Source organism: Rhodopirellula bahusiensis (genome assembly GCF_002727185.1).
GTDB lineage: Bacteria > Planctomycetota > Planctomycetia > Pirellulales > Pirellulaceae > Rhodopirellula > Rhodopirellula bahusiensis.
On record NZ_NIZW01000009.1, the window covers coordinates 214970 to 230390 of the forward strand.

The 15421-nt window shown below is 54.6% G+C and carries 14 protein-coding genes; 8 read left to right on the forward strand and 6 right to left on the reverse strand.

Annotation, left to right across the window (positions count from 1 at the left end; genetic code table 11):
• Positions 1-114: 114 nt before the first annotated feature.
• The 4 genes from CEE69_RS13650 to CEE69_RS13665 all read right to left on the reverse strand — a co-directional run bounded on the left by CEE69_RS13650 (position 115) and on the right by CEE69_RS13665 (position 3887).
• Positions 115-855 (reverse strand): ABC transporter ATP-binding protein, encoded by a 741-nt coding sequence (locus CEE69_RS13650; protein ID WP_099261179.1) that lies wholly within the window; start codon positions 853-855, stop codon positions 115-117.
• Complete coding sequence (locus CEE69_RS13655) at positions 856-2097, reverse strand: ABC transporter permease (protein WP_099261180.1); 1242 nt, start codon at positions 2095-2097, stop codon at positions 856-858.
• A 2-nt stretch (positions 2098-2099) separates the two neighbouring features.
• A complete protein-coding gene (locus tag CEE69_RS13660) occupies positions 2100-3365 on the reverse strand; it encodes an efflux RND transporter periplasmic adaptor subunit (RefSeq protein WP_099261181.1) in 1266 nt (421 codons plus the stop codon).
• Between the two features lie 159 nt (positions 3366-3524).
• The gene (locus tag CEE69_RS13665) at positions 3525-3887 is read right to left on the reverse strand and encodes an ATP-binding protein (RefSeq protein WP_143549239.1); all 363 of its coding nucleotides are present in this window, start codon (positions 3885-3887) and stop codon (positions 3525-3527) included.
• Between the two features lie 235 nt (positions 3888-4122).
• Here CEE69_RS13665 and CEE69_RS13675 point away from each other — a divergent pair, with 235 nt between their 5' ends.
• From CEE69_RS13675 to CEE69_RS13700, 6 genes are all read left to right on the forward strand, one after another.
• Entirely contained in the window at positions 4123-4800 is a 678-nt protein-coding gene (locus CEE69_RS13675) for a response regulator transcription factor (protein WP_099261184.1), read from the forward strand.
• A complete protein-coding gene (locus tag CEE69_RS13680; RefSeq protein WP_099261185.1) occupies positions 4797-6110 on the forward strand; it encodes an ATP-binding protein in 1314 nt (437 codons plus the stop codon). The genes CEE69_RS13675 and CEE69_RS13680 overlap by 4 nt, the downstream gene beginning before the upstream one ends.
• A 420-nt stretch (positions 6111-6530) precedes the next feature.
• Complete coding sequence (gene lepB / locus CEE69_RS13685; protein WP_158231025.1) at positions 6531-7040, forward strand: signal peptidase I; 510 nt, start codon at positions 6531-6533, stop codon at positions 7038-7040.
• Between the two features lie 40 nt (positions 7041-7080).
• Complete coding sequence (locus tag CEE69_RS13690; RefSeq protein ID WP_143549240.1) at positions 7081-8874, forward strand: hypothetical protein; 1794 nt, start codon at positions 7081-7083, stop codon at positions 8872-8874.
• Positions 8874-10256, forward strand: a complete 1383-nt coding sequence (locus CEE69_RS13695; protein ID WP_099261188.1) for a DUF1800 domain-containing protein — start codon at positions 8874-8876, stop codon at positions 10254-10256. Before CEE69_RS13690 ends, CEE69_RS13695 begins: the two co-directional genes overlap by 1 nt.
• A gap of 3 nt (positions 10257-10259) precedes the next feature.
• The gene (locus tag CEE69_RS13700) at positions 10260-11492 is read left to right on the forward strand and encodes a DUF1501 domain-containing protein (RefSeq protein ID WP_099261189.1); all 1233 of its coding nucleotides are present in this window, start codon (positions 10260-10262) and stop codon (positions 11490-11492) included.
• Positions 11493-11516: 24 nt separating this feature from the next.
• Here CEE69_RS13700 and CEE69_RS13705 read toward each other — a convergent pair whose 3' ends face one another.
• Together CEE69_RS13705 and CEE69_RS13710 are read right to left on the reverse strand one after the other, a co-directional pair.
• Positions 11517-12413 carry a hypothetical protein gene (locus tag CEE69_RS13705; protein ID WP_099261190.1) on the reverse strand — a complete coding sequence of 299 codons (897 nt, stop codon included), beginning with the start codon at positions 12411-12413 and terminating at the stop codon, positions 11517-11519.
• A 25-nt stretch (positions 12414-12438) separates the two neighbouring features.
• Positions 12439-13248, reverse strand: coding sequence for a SpoIIAA family protein (locus tag CEE69_RS13710; RefSeq protein ID WP_099261191.1), 810 nt, complete (start codon positions 13246-13248; stop codon positions 12439-12441).
• A 137-nt stretch (positions 13249-13385) separates the two neighbouring features.
• On the opposite strand from CEE69_RS13710, the gene CEE69_RS13715 reads away from it, so the two are divergent.
• A complete protein-coding gene (locus CEE69_RS13715) occupies positions 13386-14030 on the forward strand; it encodes a TetR/AcrR family transcriptional regulator (RefSeq protein ID WP_099261192.1) in 645 nt (214 codons plus the stop codon).
• Between the two features lie 101 nt (positions 14031-14131).
• Entirely contained in the window at positions 14132-15418 is a 1287-nt protein-coding gene (locus tag CEE69_RS13720; protein WP_158231026.1) for an efflux RND transporter periplasmic adaptor subunit, read from the forward strand.
• Positions 15419-15421 lie beyond the last annotated feature (3 nt).

Below are 15421 nucleotides of genomic sequence, written 5' to 3' on the forward strand. Positions count from 1 at the left end.
CCTTTGCCGTTATGACCGGAACTAGCGTTCATCCCAATTGATACAAAAGGTTGGGTCGTAGTGATTGGCGTGAGCTTTCGGCTTGCGCTGGGAATCTGGGGCACGTTCCAGACTTCAAGCTTTCGCCACTTGAGTTGGGTCGTATTCCAAAGCGGCCTTTGCTAGCACAAAGTCTTCAGTGTCCTCGACCACTTCGCCGTCACGCAGCACGATGGTTCGTTTTGCGTTTCTCGCAACATTCTGGTCGTGCGTTACCAGGATCACCGTGATCTTTTGCTCTTCATTCAATTCACGAAACAGCTCGATCACTTCACGGCTCGTCTTCGAATCCAGATTGCCCGTCGGTTCATCGCCCATCAAAATCGAGGGTCGATTGACAAGTGCCCTCGCGATCGCGACGCGTTGTTGCTGCCCGCCAGAAAGTTGGCTCGGGTGATGATGATAGCGATCGGCCAAACCGACTTTGCCGAGCATTTCCATCGAACGATCTCGGCGTTCGCGAGCCGGAACCTTGGTTCCATACATCAGCGGTAGCTCAACATTTTCAAGTGCCGATGTTCGGTTGAGCAAGTTGAAATTCTGAAAGACGAAGCCGAGTTGCTTGTTACGAATCTTCGCACGCTGGTCGCGGTTCATCGTCACCACTTCCTCGCCGTCGAGCAAATAGCTGCCATGCGTCGGTCGGTCGAGGCAACCGAGCGTGTTCATTAGTGTCGATTTGCCGCTTCCTGATGCTCCAATCAGGGCAACGTACTCACCGAGTTCGACATTTCGAGTGACAGTACGAAGCGCGTGGACCTTCACTTCACCAAGGTCGTAAACGCGGCGCACATCATCAAGTTCGATGAGAGCCATTCACTCGTACCTCAGTGCGTCAATCGGGTCGAGTTTGCTGGCTCGGCGGGCTGGGTAGTAGCCAAAGAAAACGCCCACCGCTGCCGCAAACCCCATCGCGACCAGAGCCGCGGGAATCGAAACCACCATCGGCCAATCCGTTCCCGGTTTATAAGCATTGATCAAAACGGTGGCGGCCATGGACGCCGCCGTTCCCATCGCAATTCCAATCGCTCCACCGATGCAGGACAACACCACTGATTCGATTAAAAACTGCCGCAGAATGTCCTTGCCGCGAGCACCAATCGCCATGCGGATGCCAATTTCGCGAGTTCGCTCGGTGACCGAAACCAGCATGATGTTCATGATGCCGACGCCACCAACCAGCAGCGAAATTCCAGCAATCGTAGATAACATCAATGTAAGCGTGCCGGTAATCATTCCCAGCGTCGCCGCGATCTCGGTCGTGTCCTGCACGCTGAAGTCGGGTTCGTCGGCCGGCCCGACTTCATGACGTTCGTACATCAATGATTCAATTTGCTTGGTCGCTTTGCCCATTTGATCGGTACCTCGAGCGGACACCATGATCATGTGAACGCTGTCCAAGGGTGATCCGTTGATTCGTTTGCGAACGGTCGTGTGCGGCATCAACACGACGTCGTCCTGATCATCACCGACCATATTGGCACCCTTTTTTGCCAAGATGCCGATCACACGGAACGGGACATTGTTCACGCGAATCGTTTCATCCAACGGATTGACGGTACGGAACAGTTTCGGAATCAACGTCTGGCCGATCACACAGACCTTGGCGTTGGAGTCGATGTCATTGACCGAAAAGAATCCGCCGGCCTCCAGACCCCAGTTGCGAACCGTCAGATAGTCCGCGCCAACGCCCTGCATTTGTTTCGGATTCCAGTTTTCGTTGCCGTAGATGATTTGCCCGGCAGTCCCAACAACCGCGGACGCCGCCAAAACCGACGGGCAATCTGAACCAATCGCATCCGCGTCCGCGGCCGTCAGAGTCGGGGCACCGGATTGTCTCACGCCGCCGCGTTTGGTTTGCCCGGGTAAGACCAACACCACGTTAGTGCCCAATGCCTCAAACTCGCCACTGACCAAAGCGCTGGCACCTTGCCCGATCGAGACGATGGTGGTTACCGCCGCGATGCCGATGACCACACCGATGATGGTCAACACAGCTCGCATTTTATTCTTCAGCAACGCACGCAGCGCGATCCGGACAGTATCGAAGAAGGACATCGCTATTCCTTCTTCCCAACGACCAACAGAGCACTGACGTCCAGGTCGCCCTCGGCCATTTCAGTAAACTTGTTTTCCATCAGCCCGGTTGTGATCTCGACCGCCTTCAAGAATTCGCCGTCGACCATCCAAACGTGTCGCTGATCCTTCTTCTGCTGGGCGGCAGCCTTTTCTGTGGCCGTTTGGTTCGCGTTCTCTTCGGCTTCAGCGTCTGTTTTGGGCTTCAATTTCCACGTCGAACCATCGATTAAGTGCCGGTCTTCCTTGCGGACCAACTTTACGTCCTCGGGGAAGAACCGCAGAGCCGCATTAGGTATCTTTGGAACGTCTACGGTCGAGTCGACTTCAAACGAAATGCTAGCCGTCATGCCAGGCAACAGTTTCAAGTCCGCGTTGCTGGCTGCGATCACGACTGGATAGGTCACGACATTTTGTGTCGCCACACTGCTGACTCGGATTTGCTCGATCTCGCCGTCAAAGACTTGGTCGGGGTGGGCGTCGACGGTGAATGTGACTGGCCGGCCCTCAGCCTTTGCATTTTGAATCAATCCAATATCGGCTTCATCGACCGACGCAAACACGTGAACCTTTTTCCGCAAATCAGGGGCGACAACAAATAATTCCGGTGTTTGAAACTGAGCCGCCAGAGTTTGACCAGGGTTGATCAGGCGATTGATCACGACCCCATCGACGGGTGACGTCACTTCGCAGTACTGCAAATTGGCACGCGATGTTTCGAGCGATGCTTTCGATTGCAAGATGGTCGCTTTGGCCAGCTTCCGCTGGGCTTGCAACGATTTTACCTCAAAGGTCAATGCGTCCATTTCACGATCGGACAAGAAGTCCTTGTTCGATTCACGAAGTCGTTTTCCGCGCATGTAGTTGTTGAGTGATTGCTGCAACTGCGCTTCCACACGCTCCAGATCGGCTTGGCGAGTCGCAAGTGTCGCTTCGTCGCGATCAACGTTCGCCTTAAACAATCGAGGATCGACGCGGGCGAGGATGTCGCCTTCTTTGACTTCGTCGTTGAAATCGACATTCAGCTCGACGATCGGTCCCGAAACGAACGATCCGATTGAAACAGACAACACCGGTTGGATCGTGCCTGTCGAGTTGACGTACCGGGTGATATCGCCGGATTCCATCTCGGCGGTTTCCCATGTCACTTTGTTCCGCTCGGCCAGATATTTCATCGTCGGTTGGTAACCAGCAGCTCCCCCCATGCCGACAAGGCCGACCAAGCTCAACAGTTTGACAAGGATTTTCATCGGGTGCTCATGTGGAACGAGGGTCCTTTTGATAGGCCCCTTAGCCTACCCGCAACGCTTGGATTGTTCTGCAGAAGGCTTGTATCAGAACGTACCGAACAAATGACACGTGCTTTCAGCGTGCTGACGTCAGGTCAGTCGGAATCGCGAGCTGGAAGCTCACGCCACGACGCCCCCCAGTCCAAGCTGCTTCAAGAAATCTGGGATCCCTCCGACGTAACATTGGCAATGTTGGCAAACATTCGCTTTGGCCGAGATGTTGACATCGCATCGAGGGCAGCAGCGAGTCTTTTCCGGTTCGACGGTGGTTGGTGGTGGCAACGCGTCTTGAACGCCCAGGATCCGCATGACGCCCGTGTCCGACAGCGGATCGCGATCCTCGTCAATCGAATGAGACGTCAACGATTGCAGGGGAATATTGACCACAACCCGGCACCGAGGGCATTTTCGAGAGGTGCCGCAAAGATGGGCGGCGGCTTTCAGGCGATGGCCGTTCTCACAGGTAACTTCTATGCGGTTCATATTGGCTCTCCATAGTATTTTGAATGATTGGCTACGAAGAGTTGAACGACCATTTCGGCTGTGGGTTCCGGCACGATTCGTATAGCTGTGTATCGAGCTGTAGCGGCGACTGTTTTCAAGGCAAAAGCCGATACAATGCTGAGCAGGCGAAACTTGTCGTGCTTGTCGGCCTGCCAGAATCGCCGGGTGTTTCACAAACCAACGACTCATCGAGAATCATTTGAATCCCCATATCATGCTCGTCGAAGACGACACCTCGCTCGCGTCAATGGTTCGTGACTTCTTGATCGACCAGTCATTCGACGTGACGGTCGAGGAAGACGGCACTGCGGCGATTGGGCGAATTGAAGCGGGGTCGTTTGACGCGATCGTCTTGGACATTGGCTTGCCAGGAACCGACGGGTTTGACATTTGCCGACGCGTTCGGCCAAAGTACGGCGGACCAATCATCGTCTTGACCGCTCGCGGTGAAGAGATCGACGAGGTGATCGCCTTAGAGGTTGGTGCCGATGACTTCATGGCCAAACCCGTGCGTCCACGGGCACTGTTGACACGATTGAAAGTCCATTTGCGGCGTGGTGACAAGACGGATGTCGGAGCCGATGCGAGTGCCATCGTCGTAGGCGATTTGCGAATCAAAGAGGCCAGCCGCGCCGTAACCATCAACGATGAACAAATCGAATTGACCACCGCTGAGTTCGACTTGTTGGTCTACTTAGCCAAGCGAGCCGGTAGAGTCGTCGACCGTAAAGATGTCTACATCGATTTGCTGGAATTACCCTATGACGGTCTTGATCGCTCGATCGACCTTCGCGTCTCACGCTTACGACGCAAACTCGGCGACGATTCCAACCGCCCTACGCGAATCAAGTCGGTCCGCGGCGTCGGCTACTTGATGGCCAAAACCTCATGACACGACTGTTCTTTCGCTTCTATCTGGGCGTCATCCTCATTCTATTCGTTGCTTGGTTGATTCAAGCTTACGTGTTCCGCGGAACGACCGAATCGGCCAATATCAAAGTCATCGAAGACGCACTTAGCGGCGGAGCACTTTCCGCACGCGACGATTTGGTCAGAGGCGGACCGCGAAACTATGAAGCAACATTGGACGCGGTTCGGGCGAGGTTTGCTTACCCGGTCAACCTCGTCGAACGCTCCGATCGACCGATGCCGGAACGTACGACTCAACGTCTCGACGGCGGCGAAGCTGTTCTGAATGGAGACAAGATCGACACAGCCATCCCCAACACCAATCTGTTGATTGAGCTGGGACCGCTGCCCCAGTTCGTTGGCCCCAGCCAGCGCGACGTGCTGATTGGTTTGGGGAGCGTGTTCATGCTCGTCGCCGGAGCCATTGCGATTCTGATGCGTCCCATTGCTAGCCAGTTGCGAAAAGTGGAACACACGGCACTCGCGATCGCCGACGGCGATTTGACCGCGCGGATCGATGCTGGCAAACGCAAACGAAGCCTTCCTATCGTCGGTGCATTCAACGCCATGGCTGACCGAGTCGAAGGGTTGCTGCGATCGCAGAAAGAGTTGCTGCAAGCGGTTTCTCATGAACTGCGTACACCGCTGGCACGCATCAAGTTCGCCACTGAATTGGTTCGATCGGCCGACACAGAATCGAAGCGTGAGAAAAGACTCGACGCTATCGACGAAGCAACCGACAGTTTGGACGGATTGGTCGGCGAGTTGCTGGATTACACGAGGCATGATGAAGGGTGCAAGCATCCAAGTCAGGAACCCGTCAATGTGAATGATGTTGTCGCGGATGTCATCACCGTGTATGCCCCGCTGCATCCCAAGATTACCTTCGAGACGAATGATCACCGGTCGGCTATCGAAGCGATTACATACAAGGCCGGACTAACAAGAGCGGTCGGAAACCTCGTGAGTAATGCGGGCAAGTACGCCGCATCTCGCGTGTGCATCAGCGTCACTCGCCAAGATGATTTCTTTTCGATTGCCGTCGACGACGATGGCGGCGGCATTCCGGAAAACGATCGAGACATTGTCTTTGAGCCATTTCGACGCCTCGGAAGGAGCCAACAACCCGGTAGCGGCCTGGGACTGGCACTCGTTCGCCGCATCTGTCGGCGTTTGCATGGCGATACCACCGTCACTTCTAGCGAACTTGGTGGAGCCCGCTTTGAAATTCGACTGCCACAGAATCATTCATCAACGACCAAGCCTAAATTCCGTGATGAGATCGTTACGTGATCGCGACTGAATACCGTTGTCCGTATTCCTAAACGAAAGGCACAAGGATGCTCTCCCACCCCACCATGACTATTGATCAGGAACAATTGAATAGAGGATCATCGTATATCTCTAGCCAATTATGTTGTCTGCGTCTCGATGACATCGTTGATGCTTTGGGCCCTGTCAATTCATTGCGAAGGAAACCATGTCGCTTCTTCTACAGGTTTTAGTTCTCTTGTTGTTTCTTGCGATGTCGCTGTCGTAAGGCAATCGCGAAGCCACAACTCAGTCGTCCTTGCGAATTCGAATGAATGATCGCCTGTCATTTCCCCGGTTATTACGCAGCGTTACCAACGAGTTGTGGTGTTGGGGCGAATAGCATCGTGTCGTAGACGCGGATACCTATCATCAATGGCCACCTTTCTGAATGCCACGCAAATGAACAATAAACGATCAAAAACAGCTCTGATCTCGACCTTTGGATTGCTCATTGTGAGCGGTCTGGCAACAGTCTACGCGTATGCCAACGTAGACGTGTACCGAATGCCAGTGTCATCCATGAAACCGACTATTGAGCCCGGTGACAAGGTGCAGGTGGATTGCCAGGCCTATCAATCGAGCGAGCCCAAGCGATGGGACGTGATCGCATTCAAGTCTCCAAAAGACGAAAATCGGATTTGGCTGTTTCGCATCGTGGGCATGCCCGGTGAGGCAATCTCTCTCGGAGCCGCTGGCGTCACCATCGACGGCAAACTGATTGTCGTGCCCACGAGCTTGGATGGAATCAAGTATGCCGAGAGCGAGACCGGAAACGATACAGTTTCCTATCCGTTCAATATTCCTGAATACGAGTACTTCGTCCTGGGAGACAACCCCGACAAAGCAAACGACAGCCGTTTCTGGGGAACCGTCTCTCGCGATACCATCATCGGTTTGGTGAATCCGTGATCAATTCCGCAGCCCTGGTGCATACTCAATGGATCGCTCAATGAACTACTCAATTACACCATCTTTCAAAGCGTTTGCTGCAACATTAACGCTCGTGTGTCAGGCTGCGTGGCTAGCGGGAGTTCACGCAGAGTCACCGTCGAATTCGGATTGTTCTGCTGCCGAGTTGCTCCCAGATTCGATCGCAGTCTCGGCCGAAATTCCCGATGTCGGTGGCGTACTGCAAACAGTTTTGAAACACCCACTGCGATCTAGACTCGAAGCGTTGCCTGCCTTCGATGCGGCTATGCAATCCGGCAGCCTTGGGCAGTTGCAGATGGGAGTGCGTGCTTTTGAAGGCAGCATGAGCAAACCATGGCACGAAGCAATCGCCACGCTAACTGACCGTGGACTAACTATCGCGTTGGACTCAGCCGACGGAGGCGTAGCGGTATTGATGAGGTCGTCGGACCAAGACTTGTTGGAACGGTTTCGGGGTTTTGTTTTGGCGTTTCGCCAAATGCAAGGTGCGCCCGCAAAGCAGGGTGAATACCGCGGATTCGTCGCCGACATGGTCAGCGCAAACTTGAAGATGGTTAGGATAGACGACTGGATGCTGCTGACCAATCATTCAGACTTGGGTAAATCTATCATTGATCAGTACCTGGATCGCAATGGTCAGTCCCTGGCATCAAATAAAAACTACACCGCAGCTCGCCAACACCTTGACTCGGTTGATTCACATCATCGAGCCGTTTCGGCAATCGTAGACATTCAAACGTTACGCGATGCCGGCGTGGCCAAGAATCTCTTCAACGAGAAGACTGACAACATCGCTGCTGAAATAGTTTTGGGTGGTGTACTTGCGAATCTTCGTCACGCTCCTTTCGTGAGTGGCCAGTTGGACGTCAGTGATGACGGATTATCATTGAGGTTGGACACACCGCACCAGCGAAACTGGGAAGCACCACGCGAGTACTTCTTCGGAGAATCAGAACTCGCGACCGCACCGCCGCTTCTGTACGTGCCCAACCGCCTGTTCGCGTTTTCAACCCATCGTGATCTGTCTCAAATGTGGCTTCGTTCAGGAGATCTGGTTTCGGATCGTGCCGTTGATCAACTCACGGTTGCCGATACAACGCTGACGACATTTTTCTCGGGGCGCGACTTTGGTGAAGATATTCTCGGGGCGTTCGAAAGCGATGTGCAGATCGTGGGGATGGAACAAGACTTCACGGATGTCTTGCCGCAACCGGCGATCAAGTTGCCCTCGTTCGCTTTGCAGTTCCAGATGAAAAACCCCAAGGAAACGCAGCCCGAGTTGCGTCGTGTGTTTCAGAGCTTCGTCGGCTTCCTGAATGTGACAGGTGCCCAGAACGGTCAACCGCAGCTCGACCTCGGCGTGGAGACCGTGGGTGACGCTCAGTTGGTCACCGCGACATACGTCCCTGATAACGACAAACAAGAAAGCCGAAACGAAAGAATTCACTTCAACTTTTCCCCTACGCTGGGTTTCGCCGGCCAGCGGATCATTTTCTCAAGTTCGACGTCCTTGGCTCGCACTTTGATTTCAGATGACACAAGCAATGAAAAGGTCGGCGGCGAGCAATCCAACACACGAGGGAAATTCGAGGCGGCGACTTTGAAACGGATCTTGGATGCCAACCGCTCGCAGCTGATCGCCAACAGCATGCTCGAAAAGGGACACTCCAAAGAGGCCGCTGTAGGTGAGATCAGCTTGCTCTTGGAACTTGTCGGATTGATTCGCGATGTGCGACTGAACTTGGACATCAACGATTCCCACATGACATTGAGAGTGGGCGTCGACGTGCAAGCGGACAGTGAGACGCCCTGATGAGTGAGAATCAGATGAGCCAAATGCGATCCATCGACCCGGCTTGGGCATGGAAGCCCTTTGAGCCCACCTCAGATCAACCGTGGGATCGTTCGGCGGTATCGCATCTGTATCGTCGCGCCGGATTCGGGATGGAGTTGTCGGTCATCGGCGAAGCAGTCAAACGAGAACCAGCCGAGGTGGTTGGCAAGCTTGTTTCAGCTAACCGGGAATCAACCGAATTTCGCTCGACCGCCGATGCACTGGCAGAAGCGACGCTGGCTGGCGGTGATCCGGAAAAGTTGTCCGCCGCTTGGGTCTATCGCTTGCTATACACGCCCAACCAATTGTTGGAAAAGACAGCGATATTGTGGCATGGGCACTTCGCAACCGGAGCGGAGAAGGTGAAGGACGCACGGATGATGTGGAACCAAAACCAGTTGCTTCGCGATCACGCACTGGGCGACTTTGGCAGCTTGGTAAAGAAGATTTCGCAGGACCCTGCGATGCTGGTTTATCTTGATTGGGCGGTCAATCGCAAAGCCCATCCCAATGAAAACTTCGCTCGCGAATTGATGGAGCTATTTTGTTTGGGAGAAGGCAACTACAGCGAGACGGATGTCCTTGAGCTTGCCCGTTGCTTCACCGGTTGGGAAATCAAGAACAAGCGATTTCGCAAGAATCGCTATCAGCACGATCCCGGCGAAAAGACAGTGCTCGGGCAGAACGGGGATTTTGACGGAGAAGATGGTGTGCGAATCGTGCTCGACCAGCCCGCAATGCCTCTGTTTGTCACCCGCAAGCTGTACCGTTTCTTTATCAGTGATGAGCCCGAACCGACCGATGCGTTTCTGCAACCGCTTGCCGACCTGTTTCGCGAGCGTGATCTGCAAATCGCTCCGGTTGTCGAGCGAATACTGGGGAGCAATCAATTCTATTCCCAGCACGCCATAGCTCGCAAAATCAAATCACCAGTGGAGTTGGTGATGGGAATGCTGCGAAGTCTCGGTGCTACGACCAACACGCAGCTTGTCGCCAGAGGCCTACTGAGTATCGGACAGGGCCTGTTTTTTCCGCCCAATGTCAAAGGCTGGGACGGCGGGCGGGCTTGGATCAATTCATCCACGCTTTTAGGCCGCTCTAATTTGATCGCCGATATTTTGGATAGCGATGCGACCCGGTTCGACGGCAAAACCCTGGCCGAGTACTTGGGTGAGCATGACGTTCAAACGACGGACGAAGCCATGATGTACTTCGAGCAATGTTTGCTCGCTGCCCCGTTGGACGAACAAGCCAAAGACCAACTTCGCCATTCGACGGTTTCTCAGCCGGGCGATCAAGACCAACAAATGCGAACGCTATTGCATGTGATGATGTCCCTCCCCATCAGCCAACTCGGTTAGTTCATGAACATCCATTTGAATCGACGACGCTTTTTGAGGGATTCCATCGGTGCATCCGCGGCGATTGGTGTTGGCACAACGCTGCCAGAGTGTTTCGCTGAGGCGGCTTCCACGTCCATCCAATCTGACGAACGAATTCTGGTCGTGGTACAGATGTCCGGTGGCAACGACGGTTTGAACACAATCGTGCCATACGCCGACGACGACTATCGTTCGGCACGGCCAAAGCTCGCGATCCCGACCAGCGAAGTGATTCGGTGTGATGACCACGACGGTTTTCACCCCGCAATGACGGGATTGAAAGAGTTGCTGCAGGACGGGAAGTTTGCCGCCGTCCGGAACGTCGGGTACGAGAATCCGAATCGTTCGCATTTCGAATCGATGGACATTTGGCACACCTGCCGTCGCAAAGACGAACCGCGGTCGGATGGTTGGCTTGGTCGATTCTTGGATCAGCAACCCGCGATCGCCGGCGGTGACGTCCCGGCGCTTCACCTGGGGCGTGAACAACAGCCGACCGCAGTCGCATCGACTAGTGTTCGCGTGCCAACGGTCAAGGAGTTGGCGGAGTTTCAGCTACGAGGTAACAACAAAGATCGTCTGCGAGAGTTGTTGGAGACCAGACCACCGGCCACGAGTTTAGGCGACAATCCCCTGCTCAGCTTCCTGGAATCCAGCACAACATCCGCGATCGCGGCCAGCGGACGAGTGACCGAGGCGGCATCGAGCTACCAAAGCGATGTGATTTACCCCGAGACCGATCTTGGCAACAAGCTTCGCGTCGTTGCGCAACTGATCGACGCGGGGTTGTCCACAAGGATTTACTACGTCCAGCACGACGGTTTTGACACGCACGCCCAGCAAGCTGCGACGCACGATATCCTGCTGAGACAATGGAGTGACGCGGTGACGGCGTTGGTTCGTGATCTGGACGCGCACGATCACGGCGGGCGGGTCTGCGTGATGACGTTCAGCGAATTCGGCCGCCGAGTCGCCGAGAACGCCAGCGAGGGAACCGACCATGGTGCCGCCGGCCCTATGTTTCTCTGCGGCGGTGCGGTGAAGCCAGGCATCCACGGAAAGAGACCAAATCTGACTGACCTACAGCAAGGCGACTTGAAACACGAACATGACTTTCGCCAAGTCTACGCCACAGTCTTGCGAGATTGGCTCGGCACCGACCCAGCGACAATCCTCGGCAAAGACTACGAATCGCTGCGTCTGTTTACTTCCTGAGGATGCCAATCGCCCGATCATGAATCAAGGGTTCTCGATCATCTTGTCGCCCGCATTCATCGCGGAGGGTGCAATTTCAAGTTTCTTGCATTCTCGTATCGCAACCGAATTGCCAGTGACGCTGCCTACGACTCCGCCCGCCATGCCGATCAATCCACCAACATAGAATGGTTCGTCAGCCACGGCGGGCAAGACGACGATAGCCTCTGAGACGGCGGCCTGTCCAATTTGAGAATAGGTGGCCGGATACAACTCTTCTTCTAGATCCCAGTCATTCATTTCGCGAGCGTACGTCAACAAGTCGCTGGTCGTTTGGGTGTGGTGCAACAACGGGAAAAAAGGCAAACGCTGAGCCACCGCGTAGGTGCCGAGGAGTCGCTGTTTGCGGAACTGTTTCGCCAAACCAGACTCATAGAGTGAATCCAGCGAGTCAGTCGAGTTCAGGCTCAGCGTGTTGGTGAACGGGCTGTAGTGATCCGAGTGAAATGCGCGCCCGGGTAGTAGCGAGTATCCGACAATGTCGAGCGTCCCGGCGGTGTATTTCCAAAAGCCCGAGATTCGGTCGTTCGCTTTCAGTCGTTCCCAGTGCTCGCCGGGTTCGTAGCGACGGACGTCAACGTACACGTCGTCGAGTCCGTTGATGGCAAGATAGCCTTGAGCCAAACCGAAAGCTTCGGACCGTTGCTGAATGATCTCTACCAACGTTGGCTCATCCTTGCCGAGAAACTTCCGCATCGTTCGCCTCGGCGATTGCACCACTTTTTCAATGCGATCAACCACCGGATGGTCCCCGCCCACAGCGACGCGATTGCAGCTCGGCGACGCACACTTCGAGCCGCTGCTGTTCTGCACCCCGTAGCGGTACTGCGATTGCACGCAGCCACCGACGGTAACAACGATCAACAATACGAAGAATCTCATCCGTGTGATTCCCGTTTTGGATGTTCTAGGTTGAAACGGTTTTGGACGGTCCATTGGACTGGCTGATCCAAGTCCATGCTTCGTCCTCCTGATCAACATCAAAAGTTTTCATTTCGATGCCGACCAATGGGTCGAACATCTTTGCCATGCCAGACATCCAATCACTCGCTCCGACAATCGCGTAGCGACGCAGCTTCTTCAGAGCCGCCATCTTCAGCGACAGCAGTCCGCCCTTGAACATGATCGACGGATCAAATCCGCTAAAATGATCCATGCGAACGAGTAGATCAATTTGGTCGTTGCGGTCCATGCGTTCTTTCAAAGGCACCAAAGCCACGTCCAAATCTTCGCTACGGATATGCCCGTGGTACTCAAACGCCACCAAATCATCCCGATCGGTCGGGATCAAGACGATCGACGGCTCTTGCTTCGGCGCATTGGCAGTGCCGTCGATGTCCGAAGCGAAGGCAATTGCTTCCTGCTTGGCCGCGGCCCGCGATGGATCGAAGACTTTGACGTCTGTGGTGAACAGCATTGGACTGAACCAACCTACGACCGCGTTGTACCACTGCTTGTTCGACAAGATCGCAATTCGTGGAATGCGACGAAGCTTGGGCAACATTGCGAACTCGGCTTTGACATCTGCAGTGATGGCGTCGGCGGTCATGTCAGACCACTGCGTCACGTCAACCACAATGCCAATGCGATCGTGCTGTTTCAACGCTGCGTTGATTCTGCGTGTGAAGTCGCGAACGTCCTCGACCGTCAACATTCCCGACAGTTCGATGGTGACGACGTGGGCAACGGTCGTTTGGGTGAGTGCTTGATTGGTCATCGTTTAGCTCCTGTTTCGGTAGGGTTTCCGATTTGAAATTTCTCCATTTGTCTTGACTCAATACATTCCGATGGTACGCTCACGAAAACGGACGGACAAGTCCGTTCCGCAAGGTTTCGTCGTATCGATTTGTAAACATGAACACTCAAGAACGTGAATTCGCAGAGAAACCGCTGGCTGCAAAATTGCAAAAGAAGCGTCAGGACATCTTGGCCAATTCGTTGCGTGTGTTCGCGAAAGAAGGTTTTGGCGGGACTGACGTGCAAGTGATTGCGGACTTGGCTGGCGTCGGCAAAGGCACCGTTTACCGACATTTCGGCAACAAAGAACAACTGTTCCTTGCTACCGCGAAACACTGCCTCGATGTGCTCGGCGAATTTGTTGTGAAACAACTCGGCGGCATGGAAGCGTCCGAAGCGTTGCCCGCCGAAGTCGGTGCGATTGAAACACTACGTCGTGTGGCGTCGGCCATTGCCCTGTATTACCAGCGCACACCGCAAGCGGTTGAAATCATGATTCAAGAGCGTGCCGAGTTTCGCGAAACGGTGTTTCCCAGTCACTTGATGTACCGAGCCGAAAACCGCGCTGGCATCGACGAGTTGTTGAAAGCGGCCATCGCGTCGGGCGAAATTCGGAAGGTCGATCCGAGGAAAGCCACCAACGCCTATTCCGACTTGATCTACGGCAGTGTCATCAGCGGCGTTCTCGAAGGCGGCAAATCAAAACTGGTCGCTCGTGTGGATGCGGCAATGGGCATCTTCCTCGATGGTTTAAAAAAGTAATCCCACACAGAGACCAAAGGAGCACTGACAATTAGTTGATTCCGTCAACGAACTCCGTGTGCCTCTGTGATTCAACTCGTAAAACAAGCCCAATGAAACGAATGCTTCGCTGGACCCTCCCGATTCTCGCCCTTGTCGCGATCGGTGGTTGCGGCTTTTGGTTTGCACAAGCCGACCGAGAGACGCCACAAACCGCCAATCCGACCGACAAAACCACGTCGCGTCTGTCGGTCAAACTCGCGCCGGCGTTGCGAAGTCCCATTCAAGCGTGGGTGTTCGCCGAGGGAACCGCTCGCGCTGTTCAGCGTGAATACTTGACCTTCGAGGCGACCGGCCGCGTGACATTTGTTGGCCCAGAAAAACCGGGTGTGCCGGTCAAGCAAGGCGAGGTGCTGGCGACGCTCGATAAGCGCACCTTCACCGCAGAGGTCGATGCCGCTTTGGCGACCATCGAAGATGCGAAGACACAAGTCGAAGCGGCTCTCGCGGACGCCGAACAAGCCAAAACATCTTCATCGCTGCAGCAACGTCAATACGAGCGAGCACAACAGCTATACAAACAGAATGCATCCTCCAAACAGGAACTTGAGGAAGCGAAGGCGGCGATGGAGAACGCTCAGTCGGCCGTGCAAGCCGCCGCTTCGCGTGCAAAAGCGTTGACGTCGAATATTGCCGTCGCCGAGGCCAAACTCAAACAGGCGAAGATCGAGCTAGAAAACTCGGAGATTAAATCGCCCATCGACGGTTTCGTCGCCTACGTGAATGTTGAAGAAGGCTTCTACTTCACGCAGAACCTCGTCAAGACGTCCAGCGAAGCCGAAGCTCTGACCACGATCCCATTCGTCATCATCGACCCCTCGCAGTTTGAAATCATTGTCGACGTGCCGTCTTTCGATGCGCAGCGAATCGAGGTCGGCCAGAAGGTCATCGTATTGCCAGGCGGAACGGCCGACCAAACGATCCTTAACACTTTGGAGGGTGGATCAATCACTTCGCCCGCCCCGGACGCGGCGTGGCAAGCGACGGCTGAGGTGTACTCAGTCAATCCCGCCATCAACCCCGGTGGTCGTAGTGTTCAGGTGAAAATTCGCACGACGGGCGAGGTCGAGAAACTTCGCGACGGCATGTTTGTGACGTGCTGGATTGCAACGGAAGAGTCCAATGAGGCGATCGTCGCGCCGCTCGATTCGTTTCTGTACGAAGAGAACCGCCCTTACGTTTTTGTCTATCAACCCGAAGACCAAACGGTCCAGCGCCGCAGTGTGGGGTTCGGCATTCGTGGTCTATCGCGTTACGAGATCGCCAGTGGCGTCGATGCGGGCGATCAACTGGTGACCGACGGCCGCTACAAGTTGGTTGACGGAACTCCAGTGCAGGCGATTGAGTAAGCC

Excerpts from the sequence above, each read along its gene's own strand:
- CEE69_RS13650 (WP_099261179.1), bottom strand. The coding sequence starts at position 855 with ATGGCTCTCATCGAACTTGATGATGTGCGCCGCGTTTACGACCTTGGT.
- CEE69_RS13655 (WP_099261180.1), bottom strand. The coding sequence starts at position 2,097 with ATGTCCTTCTTCGATACTGTCCGGATCGCGCTGCGTGCGTTGCTGAAG.
- CEE69_RS13660 (WP_099261181.1), bottom strand. The coding sequence starts at position 3,365 with ATGAAAATCCTTGTCAAACTGTTGAGCTTGGTCGGCCTTGTCGGCATG.
- CEE69_RS13665 (WP_143549239.1), bottom strand. The coding sequence starts at position 3,887 with ATGAACCGCATAGAAGTTACCTGTGAGAACGGCCATCGCCTGAAAGCC.
- CEE69_RS13675 (WP_099261184.1), top strand. The coding sequence starts at position 4,123 with ATGCTCGTCGAAGACGACACCTCGCTCGCGTCAATGGTTCGTGACTTC.
- CEE69_RS13680 (WP_099261185.1), top strand. The coding sequence starts at position 4,797 with ATGACACGACTGTTCTTTCGCTTCTATCTGGGCGTCATCCTCATTCTA.
- lepB (WP_158231025.1), top strand. The coding sequence starts at position 6,531 with ATGAACAATAAACGATCAAAAACAGCTCTGATCTCGACCTTTGGATTG.
- CEE69_RS13690 (WP_143549240.1), top strand. The coding sequence starts at position 7,081 with ATGAACTACTCAATTACACCATCTTTCAAAGCGTTTGCTGCAACATTA.
- CEE69_RS13695 (WP_099261188.1), top strand. The coding sequence starts at position 8,874 with ATGAGTGAGAATCAGATGAGCCAAATGCGATCCATCGACCCGGCTTGG.
- CEE69_RS13700 (WP_099261189.1), top strand. The coding sequence starts at position 10,260 with ATGAACATCCATTTGAATCGACGACGCTTTTTGAGGGATTCCATCGGT.
- CEE69_RS13705 (WP_099261190.1), bottom strand. The coding sequence starts at position 12,413 with ATGAGATTCTTCGTATTGTTGATCGTTGTTACCGTCGGTGGCTGCGTG.
- CEE69_RS13710 (WP_099261191.1), bottom strand. The coding sequence starts at position 13,248 with ATGACCAATCAAGCACTCACCCAAACGACCGTTGCCCACGTCGTCACC.
- CEE69_RS13715 (WP_099261192.1), top strand. The coding sequence starts at position 13,386 with ATGAACACTCAAGAACGTGAATTCGCAGAGAAACCGCTGGCTGCAAAA.
- CEE69_RS13720 (WP_158231026.1), top strand. The coding sequence starts at position 14,132 with ATGCTTCGCTGGACCCTCCCGATTCTCGCCCTTGTCGCGATCGGTGGT.